We start from the raw sequence: 22,575 nt of genomic DNA, 5'->3' as shown, positions 1-22,575 counted from the left end.
AAACGCGGTTTGTTTCCTTCCTGAGACAGAAATCACGAGAGCGGGAGCATTCTCAATGCGGAGTTTCCTGAAGCCGGCGGCCGGGCTCACCTGCCTGTTTGCCCTGGCCACCGCGGGGTGCTCCGCGGGATCCGACGACACCTCGGACGCGGCGCCGGCCGCCCCCCCCCCCCCCCCCCCCCCCCCCCCCCCCCCCCCCCCCCCCGCAGTCGAGCACGTCCCCCGCCCAGGAGCCCGCCTCCACCACCTCGTACGCCCCCTACGTCAACGCCACGACCGCGTCCGACAACGACTCCGCCGCCTCCCCCACGACGTACAACCTGGCCTTCGTGATCTCGGAGGGCAGCGGCTGCACGCCGACGTGGAACGAGACGCATGCCATCGGCGACGCGTCCGTGAAGTCCCGGATAGCGCAGCTCAAGGAGGACGGCGCCACGGTCCGGGTCTCCTTCGGCGGCGCCTCCGGCGAGGAGTTGGCGGCGACCTGCGACAGCGCGTCCGAACTGGCCGAGGCGTACGGCAAGGCGCTGGACGCGGCCGGCTCCACCCAGGCCGACTTCGACATCGAGGGTGACGAACTCACCGACGCCGACTCGGTCGCCCTGCGCTCGGAGGCGATCGCGGCCCTGCAGAAGGAGCGCACCGACCTGGAGGTCTCCTTCACGCTCCCGGTCATGCCGTCCGGCCTCGACGACGCCGCCCTCGCCCTCCTGGAGTCGGCCAACGAGCACGACGTACAGGTCTCCACCGTCAACCTCATGACGATGAACTACGCCGAGTCGTACGACGGCGACATGGGCGGCTACGCGCTCACCTCGGCGAAGGCCGCTCACACCCAGCTCAAGGACGTGTTCGGTCTCGCGGACGCGGCTGCCTGGCGGGGCCTGGCGCTGACCTCGATGATCGGCGTCAACGACGTGGAGAACGAGACGTTCACGCTCTCCGACGCGGCCCAGGTGCGGTCGTTCGCGGAGGAGAAGGGGATCGCGTGGGTGTCGATGTGGTCGGCCGAACGCGACCAGCAGTGCGAGGAGGGCAGCTCCGGCCAGGACGACGCTGCGACGGACTGCAGCGGGGTGAAGCAGAGTCCGGGGGCGTTCGCGGAGGCGTTCGCGGGCTGAGCCCGGCCGACGGGGCCGGTGCACGAACCGGTGCTCGAACCGGCTAACGGCGCCGGTACACCAAGCGCCCCTTGACGACCGTCGCCACGCAGCTCGCGGCTCCGCGCTTGGCGAGCGCGGCCTCGTCGGGGACGTCGAACACGGCGAACGTGGCGTCCACGCCGCGCACACCGTCCGGCGGAAGCGGCAGCAGGACCGCCTCCGCCAGGCTCCGCCCGGGCCGCCCGGGCCGCCCGGTCCCCCCGGCCAGCGGGTCGAGCGTCGGCGGGCCCGGGGGATCCTCGAACCGCTCCTCGACCGTCAGCCCCGCCCGGTACACGGCGTCGACGACGCCGGGCCGCCACAGGCTCCCGGCCACGGCGACGGTCCCGTGGGCCAGCATCCGCTGCACTCCGCGCTGAGCGCTCGCACCCCACCGCGCGTCCGTCATGGCGAGCGCCGCGAGGGCCGCGCCGACGATCGGCTCGGTACCCAGTTCGTCGGCCTCGCGCGGGTCGGGATGGTAGGCCCGCTCCAGGAGTTCGGGCCCGTGGACGTTCACCAGCCCGGGCGTCAGAAGCCCCGGCCAGCGCCGCACCCGAGCCGTCGGATGCGCGGCGACCAGTTCCTCGTACCGCCCGACCGCCGCGATCTCCCGCCCCTCGACGACTACCGCCCCACCGGGCACGGGCGGCCGCCGATCCCCCGTGACCAGGAGGTCGGCGGCGTGAATCGTCAGCACAGCGGCGTCAGTTGGACGCCAGCAGCTTCAGCTCCGGATGAGCCGTGCCGCCCGCGATCGCCGTGGAGGAGATGTGGGACATCACGCGCTCGTCGACGGGGTCGTTCGCCGGGTCGACGTGCACGACGAGGTGCTCGTACGTCGTCGCCCGCTGGGCCGGGACGCGCCCCGCCTTGCGGATGAGGTCGATGATCTCCATCCGGTTGGAGCGGTGCTTGGCGCCGGCGGAGGAGACGACGTTCTCCTCCAGCATGATCGAGCCGAGGTCGTCGGCACCGTAGTGCAGGGACAGCTGGCCGACCTCCTTGCCGGTGGTCAGCCACGAGCCCTGGATGTGGGCGATGTTGTCCATGAACAGCCGCGCGATGGCGATCATCCGCAGGTACTCGAAGAGCGTGGCCTGCGTACGGCCCTTCAGGTGGTTGTTCTCGGGCTGGTAGGTGTACGGGATGAAGGCGCGGAAGCCGCCCGTCCGGTCCTGTACGTCACGGATCATCCGCAGGTGCTCGATGCGCTCGGCGTTGGTCTCGCCGGTGCCCATGAGCATGGTGGAGGTGGACTCGACGCCCAGCCGGTGAGCCGTCTCCATGATCTCCAGCCAGCGCTCGCCGGACTCCTTCAGCGGCGCGATGGCCTTGCGCGGACGGGCGGGCAGCAACTCGGCACCGGCACCCGCGAAGGAGTCGAGACCGGCCGCGTGGATCCGCGTGATGGCCTCCTCCACACTCACCTTGGAGATCCGGGCCATGTGCTCGACCTCGCTCGCCCCCAGGCTGTGGATGACCAGCTGCGGGAAGGCCTGCTTGATGGCGGAGAAGTGCTTCTCGTAGTACTCGACGCCGTAGTCCGGGTGGTGACCGCCCTGGAACATGATCTGCGTCCCGCCGAGCTCGACGGTCTCCGCGCACCGGCGCAGGATGTCGTCCAGATCGCGGGTCCAGCCCTTGGCGGTGTCCTTGGGAGGGGCGTAGAAGGCGCAGAACTTGCACGCCGTGACGCACACGTTCGTGTAGTTGATGTTGCGCTCGATGATGTACGTCGCGATGTGCTCGGTCCCCGCGTACCTGCGACGCCGTACAGCGTCGGCGGCTGCGCCCAGCGCGTGCAGCGGGGCGTCGCGGTAGAGGAGGAGCGCCTCCTCGGGAGTGATGCGCCCACCTTCGGCGGCACGGTCGAGGACGGACTGAAGGTCGGCCTTCTCGGTCACCGGGGGCGTCCCTTTCGTCAAGGGGTGAGGACGGGTCCGAACCAGCCTACGCCAGCCGTTTTCGGCTACGGACTTCAGGCCGCGTACGCGCCGATCAGCAGCCCGAGGTACGCCCCCGCGATCAGAAACGGCCCGAACGGGATCGTCGTCCGGCGCCCGGCCCGCCGCGCCACGACGAGCGCACCGCCGTACAACGCCCCCAGCAGGAACCCGGCGAAGGTGCCGAGCAGCACCGTCCCCCAGCCGTACCAGCCGAGCGCGGCCCCGATCCCGAGCGCCAGCTTCACATCGCCGAAGCCCATGCCCCCGGGGTTGATCAGCCACAGCACGAAGTAACCGGCCCCGAGCGCAAGGGCGCCCAGCGCGGCGGACGGCCAGTCCCCGGCATGCTCGGGCACGAGCGCGACCAGCCCGAGCAGCACCAGCGCGACTCCGGCGAGCGGCAGCGTCAGCACGTCCGGCAGCCGCTTCACCCGGAAGTCCACGACGGCCAACAGCACGCCGACGGGCGCGAGCAGCAGCCAGACGGCGAGCTCGGGCCGGGTGCCGGTGGCGGCGGCGAGGGCGGCGCAGAGGAGAGCGGTGGTGAGGGCGAGGACGGGGGTGCGGGGGCCGTACGTACCGTGCGCGGACTCCTTCGCCATGACGGTCTCGGCGTCGGCGTCGGCGTCGGCGTCGGCGTCGGCGTCGGCGTCCGCGGTTACGACGGTCTCGGCGTCCGCCCCCACCCCAACCCGGCCCGCACACTCCCCGCACCGGGCCCGCCCGAGCCACCCCCGGATCGGATGCCCCCCGGGACACCGCGCCCGCCAGGTTTCCTCCGCGGGCACCGAGAACCGGTACGCGGCCCGCGGCACCAGCGCCCCCGCCACCGCCCCCCACACCACGGCGACGGTGATCAAGAGACCGGTCATCCTTGCTCGACCTTCGACAGCCGTGCCTTCGGCCGCCCCGAGTCCTCGCTGTCGGAGTCGTATTGAAGGTCGTCGCCGACGGGCGTGAGCCGGACCGTGTGGGCGGCCTGGCTGCACACGCCCCGGTTCGGCTCGGCACCGACGGCGGTCGCCACGACCTGCTTGTCCGTCACCCTCTTCAGGGTCAGTACGTCGTCGCAGACCCCGCCGAGCACATCGGTGTGCCGCAGTGTGCCCAACTTCTCGCCCACGTCGGCCTGTGCGACGGTCAGCCGGAAGGTCCCCATGGGAAGCGTGCCGTCGAGTGCGGCGGCCTGGCCCTCCCAGGTACCGACGTAGCGGGCCGGCAGCGCGACCGCGTCGCCGCCGGCGCTCGCGCTCGGAGTCGAGGAGTGGGCGCCGCTGTCGGAGTCCCCCGCGGTGCTGGGCCTGCCGTTGTCCGGCAACAGGTCGAACACGAACACCGACCCGACGGTGACCGCCGCCAGCGCCCCCGCGACAGCGAGGGCCACCGTGCAGCTGAGCCGGCGCCCTCGGCCGGTGGCGGCAGGGGCCGCCGTGGCGGAGATGGAGACGGAGAGCTTGCCGGGGCCGCGGTCGGAGGGAGCGGTGTCCTGGGGGCGGGGTTCGGGCGCGTCACGGGGCTCGGGGACGGACCCGGGCGAGCCCACCGGAGCCTCGACGGAAGACGGCGTCGGAGTCATGACCGGCGGCGGCCCGAACTCCCCGAGCGGCGGCGGCTTCACCATCACCGGCGCGGCCTCCGAAGTCCTGCTGAACTCCACCGGCCCGGACGCCACCTCCTGCCCCGTGTCCAGGTTCAGCAGCCGTACGGCCCCCCGGCTGACCTGTTCCACCAGCGCCCCCGGCAGCCACCCGCCCGCGACCAGCCGCGCCGCGCCCTCGGGGGCCAAGCGCCGGGCCACTTCCGCGGGCGTCGGCCGCTCGTCGGGTTCCTTGGACAGGCAGGCCTCCACCAGCGGCCGCACGTCTCCCTCCAGCGACCCGAGTTCGGGCGGCTCGTGGACGACCCGGTAGAGCAGCGCCGCCGAGGAGTCCCCGCGGAAGGGCGCCTCCCCGGTCGCCGCGTACGTCAGCACCGCGCCGAGGGAGAAGACGTCGGCCGCGCCGGTCGCCCCCTTGCCGAGGATCTGCTCGGGCGACATGTAGCCGGGCGAGCCGATCGAGACGCCGCTGGAGGTCAGGGAGGCCGTGCCGTCCAGGGCCCGCGCGATTCCGAAGTCGATGAGCAGGGGGCCGTCCAGGGTCAGCAGCACGTTCGACGGCTTCACGTCCCGGTGCACCAGGCCGAGTTCGTGCACCGCCGTCAGCGCCTCGGCGAGCCCCGCCCCCAGCGCCCGTACCGAATGCGCGGGCAGTGCGCCCCCGTCCGCGACCGCCGCGGACAGCGACGGGCCGGCCGCGTAGGCGGTCGCCACCCATGGCACCGGGGCCTCCGGGTCCGCGTCCAGGACCGGCGCGGTCCAGGCGCCGCCGACCCGCCGCGCCGCGTCGACCTCGCGTCGGAAGCGGGCGCGGAACTCCTCGTCGAGCGCGAAGTGCGGGTGCACGATCTTCACCGCGACCGTGCGGCCGCCCGCGCTGCGGCCGAGGTAGACCCGGCCCATACCGCCGGAGCCGAGCCGGCCGAGCAGCCGGTAGGGCCCCACGACGGTGGGTTCGTCGACTCCGAGCGGCTGCATGGCGTCACTCCTCCCCCGTGCCACTGCCAAAGCATCAGCAGCGTAGTGCGCCGTACCCGCCACGGTTACGGCTGGAGCAGATCGACCTTCACATCCGCCGGGAACCCGGTCGTCGGACCCACCCGGCGGGCGAACTCGGCGACCGCCGCGAGCTGCGGGCCGCCGAAGCGGAAGTCAAGGGTCGTGAAGTAGCGCTCCAGGACCTGCTCGTCGAAGGCCTCCCAGCGGGCCGCCTGCTCGGCGACCTTGCCGACCTCCTCCAGGGAGAGGTTGCGGGAGGCGAGGAAGGCCTCGTGGACCTTGCGGGTGATGGCGGGCTCGCGCTCCAGGTAGTCGCGGCGGGCCGCCCACACGGCGAAGACGAACGGCAGCCCGGTCCACTCCTTCCACAGCGCACCGAGGTCGTGCACTTCGAGCCCGAACTTCGGCCCGTCGAGCAGGTTCGCGCGCAGCGCCGCGTCTCCGATGAGTACGGCGGCCTCGGCCTCCTGCATCATCAGGCTCAGGTCGGGCGGGCAGGTGTAGTAGTCGGGTTGTACGCCGTACCGGTCGGACAGCAGGAGCTGGGCCAGGCGTACGGACGTGCGGGAGGTCGAGCCGAGGGCGACCCGGGCGCCGTCCAGCTCGTCCAGCGGGACCTGCGAGACGATCACGCAGGACATCACCGGCCCGTCGCAGCCGACCGCGATGTCGGGGAAGGCGACCAGGTCGTCCGCGTTCTTGAGGAACTCGACCAGGGTGATGGGCCCGATGTCGAGGTCCCCCCGCACCAGCTGCTCGCTGAGCTTCTCCGGGGTGTCCTTGGTCAGCTCGAAGTCGAGCAGCGTGCCGGTTCTCGCGAGCCCCCAGTAGAGGGGCAGGCAGTTGAGGAACTGGATGTGGCCGACGCGCGGCCGGGTGCGAGAAATGTCCACATCGCGACACTAGACCCCATGGGGTAGCGTGCAGGGCCCGGGTGCGGCTCAAGCGTGACTTGTCTGTGGCTCACGCGTCACCTCTGCTTCACTGCCGCCCCGTCAACCCCGAAACGGGTCCTTCAAACGTCCGGGTGACGTGATCTTGACCTCTATTGCTTTCGGCTGCCCACATGCTAGGCTCGCCGCAAGTTGCAGTTTGGTTTCCCTTGCAGTACAGAGCCTGCGGAGCATGTAACCGCGGGCTCTAGTCGTTTTCAGACGTATGCAGTTGTGCGGCATTTTGTTTTCACACTTGCAGGGTTCTGGAGCAGGGCGACCCTTTGGGCCCAAGGAGGGCTTATGGCTACCGGAACCGTGAAGTGGTTCAACGCCGAAAAGGGCTTTGGCTTCATCGCCCAAGAAGGCGGCGGCCCCGACGTCTTCGTCCACTACTCCGCGATCAACGCGAGCGGCTTCCGCTCGCTGGAGGAGAACCAGCAGGTTTCCTTCGACGTGACCCAGGGCCCGAAGGGCCCGCAGGCGGAGAACGTCACCCCTGTCTGAGTTCATGAGCCCAAAGCTCTGATCCGGAATCGACAGCAGTACCCAAGGAGCCCCGCGCCGCAAGGCGACGGGGCTCCTGCCTTTGCCCCCGACGTTCAGACCTGCGCCCCCTGAGGTTCAGACGTGCTGCATCACCAGCACGAACGTCGTCCCGGCCGCCAGCGCCTCGTACGAGTGCGGCACATCCCCGCGTGCCCGGAATGTGCGGCTCCGACTCACGCGCCGCCCCCGGCTCCGCGCGCAGGTGGTAGATGTCCCGCCGCGCCCCGGGCGGACTGGTGGACAGCAACGTGGCCACGTAGTTCGCCCGTTCGGACGCGATCGCCGTCACCGGCGGACTCCCGGTCTGGGTGCCGGTGGTGATGTCGCTCGTCGTGTACGCGGGCGCCTCCCAGTTCAGCGCGGTCGGCGTGCTGCTCGCCGGGGGTGGCCCGGTCGCCGCGGCGGCCACCGGTCTCCTGCTCAACACCCGCACGGCCGCCTTCAGCCTCGCCGTCGCCGACACCATCGGCCGGGGCCGCCTCGCCCGTCTCGTCGGCGCCCACCTCGTCGCCGACGAGACGGTGGGCCTTCGCCCTCGCCCAGCCGGACCCGGCCCGGCGCCGGGCCGCCTTCTGGATCTCCGGCGTCGGCCTGTTCGTCGTATGGAACGCGACCGTCCTCGCCGGCGCCCTCGCGGGCAGCGCGCTGGGCGACACGGCCACCTACGGCCTGGACGCCGCCTTCCCCGCCGTACTCGGCGATCCGCGCTGCTCGGCACCGTACTGGCGCTGGCGGTGACGCCGGCCGTTCCGGCGGGGGTGCCGGTGCTGGTGGCGCTCGCGGGACTGGCCCTGTACGGCCGTAGGAACTCGGCGAACGTGCGTGAGAGGTCGGCGACATGAGTGCGACGGTTGCCATGATCGTGGCGCTCGCGGTCGGGACGTACGCCTTCCGGCTGGTCGGACCGGTCCTCCACGGGCGCGTGACGCTCCCGGCGCGCGCGCAGGAGCTGCTGTCGGCCGGCGCGGTCGTGCTGCTGGTGGCCCTGCTGGCCACGGGGGCGCTGACCGAGGGCGGCGGCTTCGCGGGGTGGGCCCGGCCGGCCGGAGTGCTGGCGGGCGGGGTACTGGCGTGGCGGCGGGCGCCGTTCGCGGTGGTGGTGCTGGGGGCGGCGGGGGTGACGGCCGGGTTGCGGGTGGTCGGGGTGGCCTGATCCGGTTGTCGGGTCGCCGTGGCTGTCAGTGGCCGCCGCTAAGGTCCCCGCCCATGACCCACGACACCACCTTCCTGACCGACACCCGCACCTTCTACGACGCCATCGCCGAGGACTACTTCACCCTCTTCCATGACGTGCTGGCGAAGACGCCGTTGGACCGGGCCGTGCTCGCCGGGTTCGCCGAACTCGTCGGAGCCGGCGGTGAAGTGGCGGACCTGGGCTGCGGGCCGGGGCAGGTGACCGCGCACCTCGCCTCGCTCGGCCTGTCCGTGTTCGGGCTCGACCTGTCCGAGTCGATGCTGGCGGTGGCCCGCCGCGAGAACCCGGGGCTGCGGTTCGAGCAGGGCTCGATGCTGGAGCTGAAGCTTGCCGACGGGGCGCTCGCGGGGGTCGTGTCCTGGTACTCGTCGATCCACACGCCTGTGGACCGGCTGCCCGACCTCTTCGCCGAGTTCCACCGCGTCCTGGCCCCCGGCGGCCATCTGCTCGTCGCCTTCCAGGTCGGCGACGAGCCCCGGCACCACGACCGCCCCTTCGGCCACCCGGTGTCGCTGGACTTCCAGCGCAGGCGGCCGGAGGACATCGCCGAGTTGCTGTCGGCGGCGGGGTTCGCCCCCATCGCGCGAACGGTGCGGGAGCCGGACGAGGCGCGCGGGGAGCCGACCCCGCAGGCGTCCCTGATCGTGAGCAAGCCGCTGGAGGCCGCCCGCTAGGGCCTGTCCGGGCAGGTCCTAGAGCGCTCCCGCCAGGTCCAGTGCCGCGATGTACCCGAAGGTCATCGCCGGACCGATCGTCGAGCCCGCGCCCGCGTAGCTGTGGCCCATCACGGCGGCGCTGGAGTTCCCGGCGGCGTACAGGCCGGGGATGACCGAGCCGTCGGGGCGCAGCACGCGGGCGCGGGCGTCGGTGCGCAGGCCGCCCTTGGTGCCGAGGTCGCCGGGGACGATGCGGAAGGCGTGGTACGGGGGCAGCCACAGGGGCGCCAGGCAGGAGTTGGGGAGGACGGCGGGGTCCGTGTAGTAGTGGTCGTACGCGCTGTCGCCGCGCCCGAAGTCGGTGTCATCGCCCTTCAGCGCAAGGGAGTTGAAGCGGTCGACGGTGGCGCGGAGGGCGGCCGCGGGCACGCCGATGGCGGCGGCCAGGGCGTCCAGGGACCAGGCCTTGTGCGCGGCACCGGAGGTGTACCAGTCGTCCGGGAACGGGAAGGTCGGCGCCACGTCCTTGAAGAGGTAGCGGTTGCGGTAGTTCTGGTCCGTGATCAGCCAGGCCGGGATGTCGGGGTCGGTCGGGTTCCGCTCGTACATGGTGTGGACGACGTCGCCGTAGGGGGCGGCCTCGTTGACGAACCGGCGCCCCGCCGCGTTGACCAGCAGCCCGCCGGGGAGGGTGCGTTCGGCGAGGCAGAAGTACGGCTGGCCGGGGATTGGAATGGCGGGCCCCCACCAGGCGTCCTCCATCAGGGCGAGGTCGGCACCCAGCCGCTGCCCGGCCCGGATTCCGTCCCCGGTGTTCTCCCTCGCGCCGACGGTCCACTCGGTGCCGATGGGCTGTTGCTGGTACTGCGCCCGCATCGCCGCGTTGTGCTCGAACCCGCCGGAGCCGACGACGACCCCGCGCCGGGCGCGGACGAGCCCCGGGGTGCCGCCCTTGGTGACCACGGCGCCGGTCACCTTCCCGCCCTCGACGTACAGCTCGGTGAGCGGGGTGCCGAGCCAGACCGGCACGCCTGCGGCCCGGAGTCCGAGGCGCAGCCCCGCCGCGAGCGACTGCCCCATGGTGAGCGGCTGCTGCCCGAGCGCGGCGGCCTTCGTGCCGCGGGCCAGGCACTCGGCGGCGACGGCGACGCCCTTCGCGCTCACCGCGGTCAGGGCGAGCCACTTGTAGTCGGCGCTGAAGACCACCATGCCGGCGGGGACTTCGAGGTACGGCGGGTTGAGGCGGGCGAGTTCGGCGCCGAGGAGGTTGCCGTCGAGTTGGTCGGGCTCGATGGAGCGGCCGTTCGGGAGGCCGCCGGGAAGCTCCGGGTAGTAGTCGCTGTATCCCTCCATCCAGCGGAAGCGCAGCGGGCTGTTGGCCAGGACGAAGGAGATCATGGCGGGCCCGTGGGCGAGGAAGGCCCGCTGCCGGTCGACGGGGACGTCCGCCCCGACAACGGCGGCCAGGTAGGCGGCGGCCTTGGCAGGGGTGTCGGGAACTCCGGCGGCGAGGATCACCGGGTTGTTCGGTACCCAGATCCCGGCACCGGAGCGGGCGGCCGAGCCACCGAAGGTGGCGGCCTTCTCGACGACGACACAGCTCAGCCCCCGCCTGGCGGCGGCCAGCGCGGCGGTCATCCCGGCCGCGCCGGAACCGATGACGACGACGTCGTATGTACCGAGCGGAGGCAGATCGGCCGCCCGGGCCCCTTGCTGCACCCCGGTGGCGACGGCGAGGCCGGCACCGGCGGCGCCTGCCAGGAGGTGTCTTCGGGACGGGCGTCCGGCAAGCCTGACGCCTGATCTCACACGGTCCGCGCTCGTGGTCATGGCAACACTCCAGCCCGCTCGGGAACGAATTCAAGGGATGAGGGGACGGGAATGTCGCGCGGGGGTCTTGTGAAGTCAAGAGCCGTGCGCCGACCACAACAGCCTTGACCTCGACCGGACTTGAGGTACGAGGATCGCCGCATGACGACGACAGAGCAGTCGCACGCGGCGGTGGAGTTCGAGGCGCTGGAGATCGAGGCGATCACCCAGGTGGTGGCCAGGGTGGAGCACGCCCAGCGGAACGAACTCCCGGAGGAGTTCGTCGGGTTGTTCCGCGCCGACGCGATCTGGACGACGGGACACGGGCGGCGACTCTTCGGACGAGAGGACATCGCCGCCTTCACGCGTCAGGTCCTCCCCGGCGCCATGCGCGAGTCGACGGTGACCTACGAGGTGGAACACGTGCTGTTCATCCGGCCCGACGTGGCCGCCGTGAAGGTCCGCGCCCAGTACCGGACCCCCGACGGCGAGCCACTCGGCAACCCCGGCAGCCCGATGTACGTGATGTCCAAGGAGAACGGCGAGTGGCGGCTCACCGCCTGCCAGAACACGGAGGTGTTCGAAGCCGCGTGAGGCGGCTCGGAGCGGGCCGCCGCCGTCCACGGGTCGGCCGCGCCGGCGCGCTCACCGCTGGTACAGCCCTTCCACGTCCTGCGCGAAGTCCTTCATGACCGCTTCCCTGCGCAGTTTCATCGACGGGGTCAGGTGGCCGGCCCGCTCCGAGAAGTCCACCGGGAGGATGGTGAAGCGTCGGATGGACTCGGGGCGGGAGACGAGCTTGTTGGCCTCGTCCACCGCTCGCTGGAGGATCGCTCGCAACTCCTCGTCGTTCACGAGGAGTTCCGCCGGGACGGGGTGTTTGCCGTTCATCTGGCGCCAGTGGGTGACGCCATCCATGTCGAGGGTGATGAGGGCGGAGATGTAGGGGCGGGTGTCGCCCACGACCATGCACTGGGAGATCAGGGGGTGGGAGCGGAGCCAGTTCTCCAAGGGGGCCGGGGCGACGTTCTTGCCTCCCGCCGTGATCAGGATCTCCTTCTTCCTGCCCGTGATCGTCAGGTAGCCCTCGTCGTCCAGGCGGCCGATGTCGCCCGTCTGGAACCAGCCGTCGGGGGAGGCGGGGATGAGGCCGCTGCCGTGCGGGTCCCAGTAGCCGCGGAAGACCTGGCCGCCGCTCAGGAGGATCTCGCCGTCCGCGGCGATGCGGATCCTGGTGCCGGGCAACGGCCAGCCGACCGTGCCCAGGCGGGGTTTGAGGGGCGGGGTGACCGTGGCGGCGCCGGTGGACTCGGTGAGGCCGTAGCCCTCGATGATCTCCATGCCCGCGCCCGCGTAGAAGGCCGCGAGGCGGCGGCCGAGGGGGGAGCCGCCGGAGATGATGTGACGGATGCGGCCGCCCATGGCGCTGCGGATGCGGCGGTAGACCAGGGGGTCGTAGAAGGCGCGGGCCGCCTTGAGGGAGGCGCCGGGGCCGGAGCCCGTTCCGGCCAGGCGGGCCTCGACCGCCTCGGCGTAGCGGCAGGCCACGTTGGTCGCGCGGTCGAAGACCTTGACCCGGCCGCCGCTCTCCGCCTTGGCGCGCGCGTTGTTGAAGACCTTCTCCAGCATGTACGGGATGACCAGCAGGAACGTCGGTTTGAAGCTCCCGAGGTCCGCCAGCAGGTCCTCCGACTGCAGGCTCGGCGCGTGGCCGAGACGGACCCGGGCGCGGATGCAGGCGACGGCCACCATGCGGCCGAAGACGTGTGACATCGGGAGGAAGAGGAGGGTGGCGAGGTCCTCGGACGCCGTCTGCGACTTGAAGACGGGGTGCAGGAGTTCGATCGCGTTGTCGACCTCCGCGAGGAAGTTGCCGTGCGTGAGCGCACAGCCCTTGGGGCGGCCGGTGGTGCCCGAGGTGTAGACGATGGTGGCGAGCGTGTCCGGGACCAGCACCCCGCGCCGTACGGCGATCTCCTGGTCGGCGACGCCCTGGCCCAGTTCGGCGACGCGCTCCAGGTGGCCCTTCTCGAGGATCCACAGGTGGCGCAGGTCGGGGACCTGGCTGAGTTCCGGGCCCAGCGCTGACGCCTGGGCGACGGTCTCCGTGACCAGGGCCACCGCGCCCGAGTCCTGGAGGATCCACCGGGTCTGGTAGACGGAGGAGGTCGGGTAGATCGGGACGGTGACCAGGCCGGCGGCCCACGCGGCGAAGTCGAGGAGCGTCCACTCGTACGTCGTCCGCGCCATGATCGCGATCCGGTCGCCCGGCGTCAGCCCTTCCGAGACCATCCCCTTGGCCAGGGCGAGCACTTCCCCGGCGAACTCGGCCGCCGTGACGTCCGCCCAGCCGCCCTCCGCCGTACGGCGGCTGAGCACCCGGTGCTCGGGCGCCGTGTCGGCGTTGTCGAAGGGCAGGTCGGCGAGCGATCCGTGGCTCAGCGGCGGGACCATCGGCGGTACGGAGACCTCCCGGACCTCTCCGTCCAGCCGCCGGATCTCCGGTTCCACGAGCACGGGCGCGCCGTCGTAGTCGTGACCGGACGTGTAGGCGAGGGACATGGGCAGCTCCAGAGGCGTGCAGCAGCGTTCCGCTCTGCTGCATGTGGTACGCACGGGACATACCAGGGCGTTCACCAGCGGCGCGCGGCTGACGGGTTACCGCGGGTTAAGACGGTGATCGTACGGGGCCCGCGTGGAAGGTTCGTGCGGGTTCGGAGGTGGTCCGGAGCCGGGGATGTGCAACCTCGGAGGTTATGTGAGCGACCCTCAGGTACGCCCCGTGTGACGTGGCATTACCTGCGGTAACATTAGGTCGGTGTCCGTCGTCCTCACCCGGTCCCCCGCCCTCGCGCCCCTCCTCGCGCGCGGCGCCCTGCTGTCCCCCTTCAAGCGGCCCCGCCCGGCCGCCGAATTCCCCGGCACCCGGCTGCTGTTGCCCGGCCTGCGCGTCGACCTCGCCCGGCTCGCGGCGTACGAGCGGGTGTGCGGCTTCGCGACCGGGGACGACGCGCTGCCGGCGACGTATCCGCACGTGCTGGGCTTTCCGCTCGCGATGCGCCTGATGAGCGGACGGGACTTCCCCCTGCCGCTGCTCGGGCTCGTCCATACGTCGATCGAGATCGCGCAGCACACCGCGCTCGCGGCCACCGGGGAGTACGAACTCACCGTGTACGTCGACGGGTTGGCGCCGCACCGGCGCGGCACGGAGGCGGCCGTCATCACCGAGGCGCGGGCGGACGGGAGCGTCGTGTGGGAGTCGAGGAGCACGTATCTCGCGCGGCACCGCACGGACGGCCGTACCGCTGAGACCGGCGCGCGGGCCCACGAGCCGCTGCCCGCCGTCGCCGAGTGGCGGCTGGCCGGTGATGTGGGGCGGCGCTATGGCGCGGTCTCCGGCGACCGCAACCCCATCCACCTGCACCCGCTCACCGCCCGCCTCTTCGGCTTCCCCCGGGCCGTCGCGCACGGCATGTGGACCGTGGCCCGCTGCCTGGCCGCGCACGGCACTCCGCAAGCCGCCCTGGTGCGGGCGGAGTTCAAGGCGCCCGTGCTGCTGCCGGGCACGGTGACGTACGCCGCGGACGGCGAGCGGTTCGAACTGCGCGGCGGGGGCCGGGTGCATGTGAGCGGCGGGGTCTACCCGACGGCCTCGTGAACCGGCTCGGGCGGCGACCAGGGACGCCCGTCCATCAGGTTCCCCAGCCCCGCCCACGCGAAGTTCATCAGGGTCGCCGCCGCCTGTCGGGCGCTGACCCCCGGCGTGACGTTGGCCCAGGCGGCGAGGGACTCGGCGGCGCCGACCAGGGCCTCGGCGAGACCGGCGACCTCGCGTTCGGCGAGGTCGGGGTCGCGGTGGGCCGCTCGGGCGGCGACGACGATGAGCCCGGTCACGAAGGCGACGATCTCCTCGCGCATCGAGGCCACCTCGGCGGCGAACGGCTCGCCGTGGGTGCGGGCCTGGAGGTGCAGGACCGACCAGGCGTCCGGATGCCGCGCGGTGTGGGTGAAGAACGCCCGCAGACCGTCCCAGAGTTGGCGGTCGGCGGGCAGGGCCGGATCGACGCCGGCCCGGACGGCCACGGTGAGGGCCTTGGCCTCACGGCGGATGCAGGCGGTGAAGAGGTCTTCCTTCGAGTTCAGGTACAGATACACCAACGGCTTGGACACGCCCGCGAGTTCCGCGATCTCGTCCATCGACGCGGCCATGTACCCGCGCTGCCCGAAGGTCCGCACGGCGGCGTCCAGCATCTGCTGCTCACGGACGGCACGCGGCATCCGCTTGCTCTTCACGGCACCCATACCGGAAGACTAATTGGGTACGGCCGTGAGCGGCTCTCTTATGAGGCCTGGGGAGCCTGCCCCTGCGCCCGGGCGCTGTCGTCGGCCCCGTCCTCCTGGCTGCGGTTGGCCTCCAGGTTGGACTTCATACGGTCCACTTTCTGGACGACCTGGAGCGAGGCGCGGTCCCGCTCCTTGCGCAGCACGACGAAGCTGATCGGCGCGGAGAGCACGAGGGCGAGCAGGACGACCCACATGCCGTTGGCGTCGCCCACGCCGCGCGGGACGACACCGGAGTAGACGAGGCCCCAGACGACCACGAAGCAGCCCACGAAGATCCCGAGGCGCATCAGTGTGTAGCGGAGCATCTCAATCCACTCTTCCGTTCCGACCGAATGTTCCCGAACGCACCATCCAGTGAAGCACGCCCGGCATGCGATCTTGCAGGGGGTGTCAGGGGAAGCCACATCATGATGTCGTCCCGGTAGTCGTCCGCGGCGACCCGCAGCCCGCCCGGCACCCGGCCCACCTCCTTGTAGCCGACGGAGGCGTAGAAGTCCTCCAGGCCCGTCCCGCCCCGGCAGGTCAGCTTGAGCGCCTCCAGGCCGAGGTCGCGGGCGTGCTCCTCGGCCGCCGCGAGCAGGGCCCGGCCGTGGCCGCCGCGCTGGAGGGAGGGGTCGACCATGACGGTGGTCAGCCAGGCGTAGTGGCCCTGGAGGCGGTGCGTGTTGAAGCCGAGGAAGGCGGTGGCGCGCAGCCGTCCGTCGGGGTCGAGCCCGGCGATCAGGCGGTGGCGTCCGGCCGCGACCGACTCCGCGTACCGGTCGATCTCGGGCCGTACGTCCTCGTACGTCGTGTCGCCGACGAAGCCGACCGCTCCGCCCGCGTTGTTGACGTCCGTCCACAGCCGGGTCAGCTCGTCCAGCAGCGCGGGCGAGAGGTGGGGGTCAGGCCGGAATATCAGCTCCATGGTCGGCAAGTTTAAGTTCGGCCAGCCGTACGCCCGTCTGCGGGTCGAAGGCCTTCACGTACGCGAGCTGGGCGCGTCCGGTGCAGCCGCGGGAGAGTTTCACGTCGCCGGAGCCGGTGCCGTAGTGGATCGCCGTGACGTCCTCGGTGACGGCGAGACGCAGCAGCTCGTAGTAGAGGAGGCCGAAGTACAGAGGGGTGTCGCCCTTCGCTTCGTAGTCGTAGCCGGTCTGGCGGGCGTACATCTCGCCGCGGTGGGTGAAGAAGAGCACGAATCCGGCGAGGCGTCCGTCCAGCTCGGCGGTGAGGACGCGGGCCGTGTCGCCGGTGTTGGTCGCGACGCTGGTCAGGACGCGGCGGAAGGCGTCGGCGTCGGCCGGGGTGCCGTACTTGGCGTAGAGGTTCAGCTCCAGGGGGGCGATGCGGTCGATGAGGTCGTCGGTGAGGGGCGAGAGCGCGTAGCTCACTCCCGCCTCCTCCAGTCGCCGCAGGTCGCGGCGGATCCGGCGGCGGGTCTCGCGGCCGAAGCGGGCACGGTAGGCGTCGAAGCCGCCGTCGGACGCCGACGGGACGTCCAGGGAGTACGTCGTCTCGAAGGCGAGGTCCGTGTAGCCCGCGCCGGTGAGGGCCGTGCGCAGGACCTCGTCGTCCTCGTCGACGTAGAGGAAGCAGACCGAGCGCATGCCGTCGTCGCGGGCTTGTTCCTCGGCGGTGGTCAGGAGGCCGCGCAGGGCGTGAGGGTCCACGGCGGCCGCCTTGCCGTGGGAGGGATTGCGGCCGCCGAGGGCGAGGGCGGGCATGAGGTCCGGGGTCCAGGGGGCGTCGTAGTTCCGGCCGAGGACGAAGTCGGGGCGGCAGAAGACATAGGGGGCGTCGTCTTCGAGGGGGTGGGCGGGGAGGGCGGCGAGCAGGTCCCCGTCCGGGGAGCGGGCGGTGAAGTAGTACGGGGCGGTGGCGGCCGTGGCGTGGGCGTGCCGGAGCCAGGGCGTGGCGGAGAAGAAGGACCGGGTGCCGAAGGCGGAGTCCCAGGCCGGGTCGAGGGCGTGGGGGCTGCGGTGCACGGCGACGGTGGGGCGGCCGGGGCTGTCGGTCATGTCCGTCACTCCCCCTCCGCCTCCGCCACCACCGGCGTCAACTGCCCGATCGCCGCGTCCGCGCACCTCAGCGCGTCCCCCGCCGTGTCGGCGGTGGCCACCACCGTGCCCAGGTAGTCGAGGTTGCTCTCGGCCGGCTTGACCGGTTTGCCCGCCTTGGGCTGGAGGACGACCGTGACGACGCCCGGCACCCGGCGGGCCAGGTCCGCGCCTTCGACACCCGCGAGGATCCCCGCCGACCGCGCGGTGAGGTACCGGGACGCGGCGGCCCGGGACTGGGTGGGGGTGAGGTCGGCCGGGACCCCGGCATGGAGCTTGGCCACCTCACGCTGCATGTGGATGCCGGTGGACTCGAGGATCAGGCGCGGGATCTCCGCCCCCGCCATCCGCCCGTTGATCTCCACCACGTACGGCCCGCCCTCGGTGACCTTGACCTCGACGTGCGCGGCGCCGAAGTCGTGCCCGACGGCCGTAAGGGCCCGCACGGCCAGCTCGGCGCACGCCGCCCGCACCGGCTCGGAAAGCAGCGACGGAAACACCTCGCCCAGCTCGGCGAAGTACGGGTGCGGGCCCAGCGCCTTGTCGGTCAGGCCGACGACGACGTGCTCCCGACCGTCGTACACGATCTCGGCGCTGAGCTCGTAGCCGATCAGATACTCCTCGACGAGCGCCCCCGGCCGCCGCGGCTGGCCGCGGAAGTTCAGCGGCACGGACGCAATGGCGTGGTGCGCGGCGGCGACCTCCTCGGGCGTGCGGCAGAGGCTGACGCCGATGCTCGCCGACTCCGTCATCGGCTTCACCACGACGGGCAGCCCGTACTCCTCGGCGGCGGCCAGCGCGTCCGCCTCGGTGACGGCCTGCGTGAAGCGCGGTACGGCGACCCCGGCGTCCCGCATCAGTTCGCGCTGGACGAGCTTGTCGCGGCAGGCGGCGGCCGCGTCGACGTTCATGCCGGGCAGCCCGAAGTGCGCGGCGATCTCGGCGACGACCGGGATGTTGTAGTCGGTGACCGTCATGACGCCGGCCAGCACGCCCTCGGCGTGAAAGGGCGCGAGCGCCTCGACGACGGAGGCGACGGAGTTGGTGTCGGCGGTGAGGATGCCGTCGATGTACTTGGCGTACACCTCGTCGGCGGTGGAGACGATCCGGTAGCGGTCGGGGTCGTTGCTCACCAGCACGGCCCGGTATCCGAGTTCGTGGGCGGCGCGCAACGGGGTGAGTCCGAAGTCGGAGAGCTGGCTCTCGATGACGGCGATCACGGGGGTGGTGCTCATGCGGTCTTCCCTTCGAGGGCGGCCTGGGCGGCAGGTGCGGTCGCCACCGCGATGGGGTGGCGGGCGGCGACGACGAGGACCAGGGCGAGGGCCGTGCAGCCGGCGGGCACGAGCAGCGCGGCCGAGGCGCCCAGCTGCTCGGCGACCACGCCGGCCACCGCGGAACCGGCGGCACTGCCGGCCTGGATGAAGCTGCCGACGCCCGCGAAGGCCTGGGTCATCCGCCCGGTCTCCGTCATGTCGCCGATCAGCTGGAACTCCTCGGCGCCGGCGGGCGCGATGGGCGTTCCGCTGGCGATCAGCAGGACGGCCAGGAGTACGACGGCCGTGGTGCCGTCCGCGAGCCCGGCCAGCGGCAGCAGCGACAGCCCGGCGGTGAGGACGACGAGGAGCCGCAGATAGCGGCCGTAGGTGGAGCCGGGCCGCAGCTTCGCCCCGTAGACGAGGCCACCGGCCACACTGCCCGCCGACTGCAGGGCGAGCAGCACGCCCGCGAACGCCGTGTCCGACCGCTCCCCGTCCAGCAGCGCGGCGACGGCGACGGCGAGCGCGCTGGACAGGGCGGCGGTCAGACCGATCGCGACGAGGACGGTGAGCGCGGCGACCGGCCGGTGCGCGCCGCGTTTGCGGGGCTTGACCGCTGCGGAGGCGGGCCGCTGTTCCCGTACGGCCGGGGCCTGCGCGTAGGCCCAGGTGCCGGCGCCCATCACCACCGCCGCCGTGACCAGCGCGGGGCGCGCGCCGACGGTCGCGGCGAGCAGGGTGATCAGGGAGGGGCCCGCGATGAAGAGGAACTCGGTCAGGGTGGCCTCGAAGGAGTACGCCCGCTGCCGCAGGCCCTCGTCCTCGGTCAGTCTGCTCCACAGCGCCCGCACGGAGGCCCCGACCGGCGGCGCGCACGCCCCGGCGAGACAGGCGCAGGCGAACAGCACGGCGACCGGTGCGCGCAGGCCGGCCACGGCGACGCAGACCAGCGCGACGCACACCCCCGTGCCCAGCACCCGCAGCACGGGCGCCGGACGCAGCCGGTCCATGGCCCGCCCGGCGAAGGGCTGCCCGCACGCGCTGCCGACCGCGTAGGCACCGGCGGCCCCGCCCGCGACGGCGAACGACCGCCCCGCCTCGACGACGCTCAGCAGCAGCGCCACCGGCACCATGGTCACCGCGAGGCGGGCACAGGCGGCGGGGACGACGGCGGGGCGGGCGCCGGGGAGGCGGAGCAGCTCGGCGTACTTGGCGACAAGGCTCATACGCCGGCCTCCACCGCGAACCGGAACACGTCCTCGTCCGTCTCCGCCCGCCACACCAGGTCCTCGCGCTCCCCGTCGATCGCGACGACCCCGGCGCGCAGGCGGATGAAGTTGTTGCTGCGGCCCAGCGAGTAGGCGCCGGAGTCGTGCATGGCGAGCAGGTCGCCGATGTCGAGGTCGGCGGGCAGGTCGGTGGCGGGGGCGTGGATGTCGGCCTCGTAGCAGAGGGGGCCGGCGAGGGACCATGGGGTGAGGTCGGCGGAGAACTCCCGCCCGATCGGCGTGAATCGATGCACCTCGCCGGTGCCGGTCCAGGGGGCGATGTGGTGGCCCGCGTCGAGGATCAGCCAGCGGGAGTCCGGCAGCTCCTTGCGGGACATCACGCGGGTGAGCAGGCACATCGCGTCGGACACCAGCAGCCGCCCCGGTTCGCACGCCAGGACGGCGTCACCGAGACCGAGCTCGGTCATCCGCTTGTCCACGACGGTGAGGAAGGACGCCGGGTCGAGCCCCGGCCCGGGCGACCGGTCGGTGCCCCGCGGCCGCAGAATCCCGGGCACGCCGAATCCGCCGCCGATGTTCACCTCACGCACGCCGAGCCGCGCGGCCTCCTCCAGTACCGGGTCGAGGGCGGCGAGCAGCAGCTCGGGGTGGACGATCTGGCTGCCGAGGTGCGCGTGCACGGCGGTGAGACGAAGATGCTTCGCGGCCTCTACGGTGGCCAGCACCCGCGCCAGCTGCCCGCTACCCGTCGGCCAGCCGAACCGTCCGCGCCGGGCGGACCGTTCGGCCTGGGCGACGAACGCGGGGTCGTCGGATCCGGTGACGGGCAGCCCCGGAAACAGCCGTATCCCCACCTCCGCCACGGTCCCCGCCTCGGCTGCCGCCCGCTCCAGTGCCGCGATCTCGTGCTCGCCGTCGATGTTGACGCGCACCGAGTTGCGTACGGCCAGGGCGAGTTCCTCCGGCGTCTTCACCGGGCCGTTGAAGACGACGTCGCCGGGCGCGAACCCGGCGCGCAGCGCGGCCCGCAGCTCGTAGCCGGAGACCACGTCCGCACCGAGCCCGCGAACCGCGAACCGCTCGCACAGGTGGGGCAGATAGTTCGTCTTCACCGAGTAGTACGCCCGCCCCGGCCGCCCCAACCCGCCGAGCGCGCTCAGCAGTTCGTCGGCGGCCCGCTCGGCCCGCCGCACGTCGAGGACGTGCACGGGGGTGCCGTACCGCCCGGCGATGTCCGCGAGGCGTGTCCCGTCCCAGCCGGTCGTCATCGCTCGCCTCCCGCTCCCGTGATCAGCCGGAACCCGGCGTCGATGTGGTCCAGCTCCAGCAGCCCCGCGTGCCCGCGCTCCCACGCCCCGGACTCCAGGTCGGCGGCCAGCCGCCCGACGCCCCGCTCCACCGCGGCCGGGTCGGTCAGCGCGAACGCCGAGCAGGAGCGGCGGCGCACCGGGTCCAGGTAGGCGTGGGGCCGCCGCCAGAAGGCGGTCATGAAACCGTCGGTGAAGTCGTGCCACACCGGCAGCTGCCGGACCTCGCACTCGCCGAGGAGCCCGGTGAGGTGCGGCAGCGACGGCACCCTGCTCTCCTCGGCCGCGGCGATCTCGGGCAGGTACTCGCGGGTGAGCCAGAACTCCCGCTGCACCGCCATGTCGTACGTCACGACCACGAACCGCCGTGCCACGCGCCGCAGTTCGGCGACCCCGGCGGCGAGGTCGGTCCAGTGGTGCACGGTGAGGACGGCGAGGGCGACGTCGAACTGCGCGTCGTCGAAGGGAAGTTCCTCGGCCCGCCCGGTGAGACAGGGGGCGGCGTCGGCGGGCCGCTGGGCGCGCATCGCGGCGGACGGCTCGACGGCGAGCAGCGGGACGTCCCGCGGTTCGTAGGAGCCCGCGCCCGCACCGACGTTGATGACGCTGCGCGCGTCGCCGACGGCGTCGCGGATCGCGGCGGCCCACCGCGGATCGGGCCGCCGTACGGAGGAGTAGCCGATGCCGATCCGGTCGTAGAGGTCCGTGACCGGAGCCTTGAGCGCCTCGGTCGTCATCACGCCGACGCCCGCTGCCCCTCCAGGACCTTGGCCTCCCACTCCTCCCCGTACCGGCGCTCGTCCCAGGGGTTCACCGCGATCAGCCAGACGTCGCGCAGGCCACCGCTGTCGTCGAGGTGGTCGATGTCGGTGGCGTGGTGGAACATCTCACGGTCGTTGAGCGCGATGGCCTGCCCCGGCTGCAGCACCGTACGGAAGAACGGCTGCCCGCCGCCCGGCGGCATCAACTGGGTCTCGCCGCCGCTGATGTTGTGCCGGCGGCTGACCGCGGTGACGGTGTAGTGGTGCCCGTCGCGGTGCGGTCCCTCGGGCACGGCGACGCCCTTCACACCGGGCGCGGAGACGATGCGCACCTGGTGCACGTTGAGCTGCCAGGACGCGTCCTGGTCGAGGCCGATCGCCTCGGCGGCGGCGCGGATCAGCGGCTCGGGCACGACGTTGAGCGGCTCGAAGGACCGCGGCTGCCCGCCGACCAGCGCGTTGTACTCCCGCGCCTGCGCGAACTCCCGGTGCGGCAGCACCCGCGGCGTCCACGCCCCGCCCTCATGGGTGAGCCGGAACTGCGAGTACCGCCGATAGCGCTGCCGCGAGCCCGTGTACTTGTCCAGCGGCAGCTTCTCGAACTCTGTCAGCGCCGCCTCCCCCAGTGGCGGCACGTCGAAGATCGCGAAGCCCTGACCGTTCAGCCCCATGTGCCGCAACTCCCCGTGTTGCCCGGTCAGTTGACCGGAAAGCGACTTGAAGGCCAAGACTGTAGTCGCCGTTGATCAACACGCGTAGACACCGGGGCGTTAAATCAACGTTTCCGAAAGCCGTGCACCCGCCGTGG

At 72.3% G+C, this 22,575-nt stretch carries 20 protein-coding genes and 3 pseudogenes; 7 read left to right on the top strand and 16 right to left on the bottom strand.

Annotated elements, in window-relative coordinates; all coding sequences use genetic code 11:
• Positions 1–55 precede the first annotated feature (55 nt).
• Positions 56–1,121 (top strand): annotated as a pseudogene (locus tag QFZ76_RS29935) (chitinase).
• Between the two features lie 43 nt (positions 1,122–1,164).
• On the opposite strand, the gene QFZ76_RS29930 reads toward QFZ76_RS29935, so the two are convergent.
• The 5 genes from QFZ76_RS29930 to QFZ76_RS29910 all read right to left on the bottom strand — a co-directional run bounded on the left by QFZ76_RS29930 (position 1,165) and on the right by QFZ76_RS29910 (position 6,580).
• Positions 1,165–1,842 carry a hypothetical protein gene (locus QFZ76_RS29930; RefSeq protein WP_307676620.1) on the bottom strand — a complete coding sequence of 226 codons (678 nt, stop codon included), beginning with the start codon at positions 1,840–1,842 and terminating at the stop codon, positions 1,165–1,167.
• Between the two features lie 7 nt (positions 1,843–1,849).
• Positions 1,850–3,049, bottom strand: coding sequence for a cyclic dehypoxanthinyl futalosine synthase (gene mqnC, locus QFZ76_RS29925; protein ID WP_307676619.1), 1,200 nt, complete (start codon positions 3,047–3,049; stop codon positions 1,850–1,852).
• 74 nt (positions 3,050–3,123) lie between these two features.
• On the bottom strand, positions 3,124–3,963 hold the full coding sequence (locus QFZ76_RS29920; protein ID WP_307676618.1) for an A24 family peptidase: 840 nt from the start codon (positions 3,961–3,963) through the stop codon (positions 3,124–3,126).
• Complete coding sequence (locus QFZ76_RS29915; RefSeq protein ID WP_307676617.1) at positions 3,960–5,666, bottom strand: serine/threonine-protein kinase; 1,707 nt, start codon at positions 5,664–5,666, stop codon at positions 3,960–3,962. The genes QFZ76_RS29920 and QFZ76_RS29915 overlap by 4 nt, the downstream gene beginning before the upstream one ends.
• Positions 5,667–5,731: 65 nt before the next feature.
• Positions 5,732–6,580 carry a menaquinone biosynthetic enzyme MqnA/MqnD family protein gene (locus QFZ76_RS29910; protein WP_266435385.1) on the bottom strand — a complete coding sequence of 283 codons (849 nt, stop codon included), beginning with the start codon at positions 6,578–6,580 and terminating at the stop codon, positions 5,732–5,734.
• Between the two features lie 342 nt (positions 6,581–6,922).
• Between QFZ76_RS29910 and QFZ76_RS29905 the strand changes: the two genes are divergently transcribed.
• The 4 genes and pseudogenes from QFZ76_RS29905 (at position 6,923) to QFZ76_RS29885 (ending at position 9,037) form a co-directional block, all read left to right on the top strand.
• Positions 6,923–7,126: a cold-shock protein gene (locus QFZ76_RS29905; protein WP_003992177.1), complete on the top strand. Its 204-nt coding sequence runs from the start codon at positions 6,923–6,925 to the stop codon at positions 7,124–7,126.
• Positions 7,127–7,443: 317 nt separating this feature from the next.
• Positions 7,444–8,010, top strand: a pseudogene (locus QFZ76_RS29895) (AzlC family ABC transporter permease); the annotation flags it as partial.
• On the top strand, positions 8,007–8,321 hold the full coding sequence (locus QFZ76_RS29890; RefSeq protein WP_266435390.1) for an AzlD domain-containing protein: 315 nt from the start codon (positions 8,007–8,009) through the stop codon (positions 8,319–8,321). The pseudogene QFZ76_RS29895 and the gene QFZ76_RS29890, both read left to right, overlap by 4 nt.
• 53 nt (positions 8,322–8,374) lie before the next feature.
• Positions 8,375–9,037 (top strand): class I SAM-dependent methyltransferase, encoded by a 663-nt coding sequence (locus tag QFZ76_RS29885; RefSeq protein WP_307676616.1) that lies wholly within the window; start codon positions 8,375–8,377, stop codon positions 9,035–9,037.
• An 18-nt stretch (positions 9,038–9,055) separates the two neighbouring features.
• Here the strand turns inward: QFZ76_RS29885 and kstD are convergent, their stop codons facing one another.
• The gene (kstD, locus tag QFZ76_RS29880) at positions 9,056–10,849 is read right to left on the bottom strand and encodes a 3-oxosteroid 1-dehydrogenase (RefSeq protein WP_307676615.1); all 1,794 of its coding nucleotides are present in this window, start codon (positions 10,847–10,849) and stop codon (positions 9,056–9,058) included.
• Positions 10,850–10,990: 141 nt separating this feature from the next.
• Between kstD and QFZ76_RS29875 the strand changes: the two genes are divergently transcribed.
• Entirely contained in the window at positions 10,991–11,422 is a 432-nt protein-coding gene (locus tag QFZ76_RS29875) for an SgcJ/EcaC family oxidoreductase (protein WP_307676614.1), read from the top strand.
• Positions 11,423–11,473: 51 nt separating this feature from the next.
• On the opposite strand, the gene QFZ76_RS29870 is transcribed toward QFZ76_RS29875, so the two are convergent.
• On the bottom strand, positions 11,474–13,390 hold the full coding sequence (locus QFZ76_RS29870; protein WP_307676613.1) for a long-chain fatty acid--CoA ligase: 1,917 nt from the start codon (positions 13,388–13,390) through the stop codon (positions 11,474–11,476).
• 256 nt (positions 13,391–13,646) lie between these two features.
• On the opposite strand from QFZ76_RS29870, the gene QFZ76_RS29865 reads away from it, so the two are divergent.
• Positions 13,647–14,486 carry a MaoC/PaaZ C-terminal domain-containing protein gene (locus QFZ76_RS29865; RefSeq protein WP_307676612.1) on the top strand — a complete coding sequence of 280 codons (840 nt, stop codon included), beginning with the start codon at positions 13,647–13,649 and terminating at the stop codon, positions 14,484–14,486.
• On the opposite strand, the gene QFZ76_RS29860 is transcribed toward QFZ76_RS29865, so the two are convergent.
• The 9 genes and pseudogenes from QFZ76_RS29860 to QFZ76_RS29820 all read right to left on the bottom strand — a co-directional run bounded on the left by QFZ76_RS29860 (position 14,468) and on the right by QFZ76_RS29820 (position 22,438).
• Positions 14,468–15,130: a TetR/AcrR family transcriptional regulator gene (locus tag QFZ76_RS29860; RefSeq protein ID WP_307676611.1), complete on the bottom strand. Its 663-nt coding sequence runs from the start codon at positions 15,128–15,130 to the stop codon at positions 14,468–14,470. The two genes, QFZ76_RS29865 and QFZ76_RS29860, sit on opposite strands and share 19 nt — an antisense overlap.
• Before the next feature lie 38 nt (positions 15,131–15,168).
• On the bottom strand, positions 15,169–15,477 hold the full coding sequence (locus tag QFZ76_RS29855; RefSeq protein WP_307676610.1) for a DUF4229 domain-containing protein: 309 nt from the start codon (positions 15,475–15,477) through the stop codon (positions 15,169–15,171).
• 86 nt (positions 15,478–15,563) lie between these two features.
• Positions 15,564–16,079: pseudogene (locus QFZ76_RS29850) on the bottom strand (N-acetyltransferase family protein); the annotation flags it as partial.
• Positions 16,057–17,172 (bottom strand): GNAT family N-acetyltransferase, encoded by a 1,116-nt coding sequence (locus QFZ76_RS29845; RefSeq protein ID WP_307676609.1) that lies wholly within the window; start codon positions 17,170–17,172, stop codon positions 16,057–16,059. The pseudogene QFZ76_RS29850 and the gene QFZ76_RS29845, both read right to left, overlap by 23 nt.
• A 5-nt stretch (positions 17,173–17,177) precedes the next feature.
• The gene (locus QFZ76_RS29840) at positions 17,178–18,446 is read right to left on the bottom strand and encodes an ATP-grasp domain-containing protein (protein ID WP_307676608.1); all 1,269 of its coding nucleotides are present in this window, start codon (positions 18,444–18,446) and stop codon (positions 17,178–17,180) included.
• Positions 18,443–19,696, bottom strand: coding sequence for an MFS transporter (locus QFZ76_RS29835; RefSeq protein WP_307676607.1), 1,254 nt, complete (start codon positions 19,694–19,696; stop codon positions 18,443–18,445). Before QFZ76_RS29835 ends, QFZ76_RS29840 begins: the two co-directional genes overlap by 4 nt.
• On the bottom strand, positions 19,693–20,967 hold the full coding sequence (locus QFZ76_RS29830; protein ID WP_307676606.1) for a hypothetical protein: 1,275 nt from the start codon (positions 20,965–20,967) through the stop codon (positions 19,693–19,695). The genes QFZ76_RS29835 and QFZ76_RS29830 overlap by 4 nt, the downstream gene beginning before the upstream one ends.
• Positions 20,964–21,743 (bottom strand): class I SAM-dependent methyltransferase, encoded by a 780-nt coding sequence (locus QFZ76_RS29825; RefSeq protein ID WP_307676605.1) that lies wholly within the window; start codon positions 21,741–21,743, stop codon positions 20,964–20,966. The genes QFZ76_RS29830 and QFZ76_RS29825 overlap by 4 nt, the downstream gene beginning before the upstream one ends.
• Positions 21,743–22,438, bottom strand: coding sequence for a 2OG-Fe dioxygenase family protein (locus tag QFZ76_RS29820; protein ID WP_307676604.1), 696 nt, complete (start codon positions 22,436–22,438; stop codon positions 21,743–21,745). Before QFZ76_RS29820 ends, QFZ76_RS29825 begins: the two co-directional genes overlap by 1 nt.
• Between the last annotated feature and the right edge of the window lie 137 nt (positions 22,439–22,575).

It is taken from the genome of Streptomyces sp. V4I2 (genome assembly GCF_030817655.1).
Classification (GTDB): Bacteria; Actinomycetota; Actinomycetes; order Streptomycetales; family Streptomycetaceae; genus Streptomyces; species Streptomyces plumbiresistens.
Note: the sequence above shows the minus strand (reverse complement) of the source record. Positions and strands in the feature narration are given on the sequence as shown.

Bases quoted from the DNA above. Each gene is read 5' to 3' on its own strand.
- QFZ76_RS29920 (WP_307676618.1), bottom strand. From the start codon at position 3,963: ATGACCGGTCTCTTGATCACCGTCGCCGTGGTGTGGGGGGCGGTGGCG.
- QFZ76_RS29915 (WP_307676617.1), bottom strand. From the start codon at position 5,666: ATGCAGCCGCTCGGAGTCGACGAACCCACCGTCGTGGGGCCCTACCGG.
- QFZ76_RS29905 (WP_003992177.1), top strand. From the start codon at position 6,923: ATGGCTACCGGAACCGTGAAGTGGTTCAACGCCGAAAAGGGCTTTGGC.
- QFZ76_RS29890 (WP_266435390.1), top strand. From the start codon at position 8,007: ATGAGTGCGACGGTTGCCATGATCGTGGCGCTCGCGGTCGGGACGTAC.
- QFZ76_RS29885 (WP_307676616.1), top strand. From the start codon at position 8,375: ATGACCCACGACACCACCTTCCTGACCGACACCCGCACCTTCTACGAC.
- kstD (WP_307676615.1), bottom strand. From the start codon at position 10,849: ATGACCACGAGCGCGGACCGTGTGAGATCAGGCGTCAGGCTTGCCGGA.
- QFZ76_RS29875 (WP_307676614.1), top strand. From the start codon at position 10,991: ATGACGACGACAGAGCAGTCGCACGCGGCGGTGGAGTTCGAGGCGCTG.
- QFZ76_RS29870 (WP_307676613.1), bottom strand. From the start codon at position 13,390: ATGTCCCTCGCCTACACGTCCGGTCACGACTACGACGGCGCGCCCGTG.
- QFZ76_RS29860 (WP_307676611.1), bottom strand. From the start codon at position 15,130: ATGGGTGCCGTGAAGAGCAAGCGGATGCCGCGTGCCGTCCGTGAGCAG.
- QFZ76_RS29855 (WP_307676610.1), bottom strand. From the start codon at position 15,477: ATGCTCCGCTACACACTGATGCGCCTCGGGATCTTCGTGGGCTGCTTC.
- QFZ76_RS29845 (WP_307676609.1), bottom strand. From the start codon at position 17,172: ATGACCGACAGCCCCGGCCGCCCCACCGTCGCCGTGCACCGCAGCCCC.
- QFZ76_RS29840 (WP_307676608.1), bottom strand. From the start codon at position 18,446: ATGAGCACCACCCCCGTGATCGCCGTCATCGAGAGCCAGCTCTCCGAC.
- QFZ76_RS29835 (WP_307676607.1), bottom strand. From the start codon at position 19,696: ATGAGCCTTGTCGCCAAGTACGCCGAGCTGCTCCGCCTCCCCGGCGCC.
- QFZ76_RS29830 (WP_307676606.1), bottom strand. From the start codon at position 20,967: ATGACGACCGGCTGGGACGGGACACGCCTCGCGGACATCGCCGGGCGG.
- QFZ76_RS29825 (WP_307676605.1), bottom strand. From the start codon at position 21,743: ATGACGACCGAGGCGCTCAAGGCTCCGGTCACGGACCTCTACGACCGG.
- QFZ76_RS29820 (WP_307676604.1), bottom strand. From the start codon at position 22,438: ATGGGGCTGAACGGTCAGGGCTTCGCGATCTTCGACGTGCCGCCACTG.